We start from the raw sequence: 2,126 nt of genomic DNA on the forward strand, positions 1-2,126 counted from the left end.
GCGCCCCGGCCCTCCCGGCCCGTGCGGGAAAACCGCGCCAGGGTCCCCCACCCCGTCCGGAATTTCCGTGCCGACCCCCGGCGGACATCCCTCCGGGAAACACCCGCCGGGCTTCTCGGCCCCGAACGCCCGGGGGCCCCGGGAAAACCTCACGGGGGTCAGGGATTCCCCGGGGAAACGGAAGGGGGAAAACCCTCCGTCCCGGCCCGCGGAGCGGAGGGCGGCCGGGGAGGACGCGCCCTTCCCCGGGATTTTCCGAATCACCGGCGCCGGCGATTCGCACGACGTTGCCGAACCGCCGGCGGGGGAGGGGCGATGTGATGGAACCGTGACACGACACGCCGGGAGGGCCGTCCGAGGGGGTTGAGCCTTCCGGGTGGCGATCGGGACGCCTACCGTGGGCGACATGGCACCCACATCGCACATCCCCGACCCGCCCGACCGGGATCCCGAGCGCCGCCCCTTCCCGTCCGGCGGGGCCGGCCGGCCACCGGGCAACCCGCCCGGGGTGCCGGAGGTTCCCGACCCCTCGGACACGCCGGGGGTTCCCGGGTCGTCCGGCGCGACCCCGGACCCCACCGGCCCACCGACGCACATCCCGACCGAGGGCACCGACGCCTACGTCGGACTTCCGGAGGCCGACGCCCGCCGGCGCGCCGCGGAGCGCGGCTGGTCCACCGTGCGGGTCCTGCCGCCGGACGCCGTGATCACCATGGAGTACATCGCCGGACGCCTGAACCTGGCCGTGGAGGCCGGTCGCGTGGTGCGGGCCTGGGAGGGCTGACACCCGCGGGGCCGGACCCGCGCGGTCCGGCCCCTCCCGGGGCCCGCGGTCGGGTGGGGGCCGGGGAGACGCTCAGTGGTTCACGGGACGCGAGGGGTGGTCGCCGCTCGGTCGGCCACCCGGGTGCGCCCGGTTCACCGGTGCGGATCGGTGCGGCCTGCGCTCGCCCGGAGTCGGTCGGGACGCCGATCGGACCCGGCCGGTCACCGCCGGCTCCACCGCGGGGCGCCGATCGCCCACGGGGGGCGCGGTGACCGTGGACGGCCGGGGGGCCGGTCGCCGCACCGGACCGGGGTGCCGCGGTTCCCGGGCGGCGGCCATGCGGGCCCGCAGACGGTCCCTGGCGGTCAGGATCCGCACCTCCGCCCGTGCGATCAGCGGCTCGAACCAGGGCAGGGCCAGCAGGATCAGCAGACCCGCCGCCCAGCCCAGCAGGACGTCGCTGACCCAGTGCGTGCCGAGGTAGGCGGTGGTGGTCCCCACCCCCAGCGCGAAGACCGCCGCCGTCACCGACAGGATCCGCCGGGCCTGCGGGGTGGTGGCCAGGTAGGCCAGGATGCCCCAGGTCACCACCGCGTTGGCGGTGTGCCCGGAGGGAAATATGTCCCCGGTCAGGAACATCTCGTTGGAGCCCACCACGTTGGCGTAGTGCGGGCCCTCCCGGCCCATGCCGAGCTTGGCGGCCCCCACCGTGACGTTGAGCAACAACAGGGCGGTACCCAACACCAACAGGGGGCGCAGGGTGCGCTGGCGCCAGGAACGCCATCCCAGCCACGCGGCGATCAGCACGGCCGTGGGACCGCGCTGCCCGAGGACCACGAACCAGTCCAGGAACGGGTGCAGTTCCGGCCACTGCTTGTAGGGTCGGAAGAACATCACCTGCCAGTCCAGACGGACCAACGAGGACGTGGTGAGCACCGCGGCCACGATCGCCGTGTAGAAGGCCGCGGTGGCCCCGAACAGGGCTTTGCGCACAGGGCTCATGGCGGGAGCCGCGGCGTCGGGACGCTGCGGCTCCTGCTCCAGCCGGGCAAAGATCCGTCGGGTGTTCACGCACGCCAGATTACAGCCGGTGATCCGGGCGTTTCGAGTCGAACCGGCGTGCCGTGACGTGCGTGTGATCGGGGCGCGATCTTCCGTGCCGTCGTTCACCGGCCGTGCCGCTCCCCTCCACGGGCCCCGGGACGGAATGTCCGAGCGGTTTCCGGGGGTCGGTGAAAACCCCGGGAATTCCCCTTCCGGTGGGGTGGGGATCGGCCGTTCGGCGGCTTCGGGGTCACCCGGGGAAGGCGGGAGGGGACGGGAATCCCGGGAAGCGGAATTCCTCCTCGCCCCCCGGGAC

The 2,126-nt window shown here is 74.2% G+C and carries 2 protein-coding genes; one reads left to right on the forward strand and one right to left on the reverse strand.

Features of this window, described 5'->3' with window-relative positions:
• Positions 1 to 595 precede the first annotated feature (595 nt).
• Positions 596 to 784, forward strand: coding sequence for an I78 family peptidase inhibitor (locus FOE67_RS29670; protein ID WP_323385373.1), 189 nt, complete (start codon positions 596 to 598; stop codon positions 782 to 784).
• A gap of 72 nt (positions 785 to 856) precedes the next feature.
• Here FOE67_RS29670 and FOE67_RS23670 read toward each other — a convergent pair whose 3' ends face one another.
• The gene (locus FOE67_RS23670) at positions 857 to 1,837 is read right to left on the reverse strand and encodes a phosphatase PAP2 family protein (protein WP_438874293.1); all 981 of its coding nucleotides are present in this window, start codon (positions 1,835 to 1,837) and stop codon (positions 857 to 859) included.
• Positions 1,838 to 2,126 lie beyond the last annotated feature (289 nt).

It is taken from the genome of Streptomyces calidiresistens, assembly GCF_014141525.1.
Lineage (GTDB): Bacteria > Actinomycetota > Actinomycetes > Streptomycetales > Streptomycetaceae > Streptomyces > Streptomyces calidiresistens.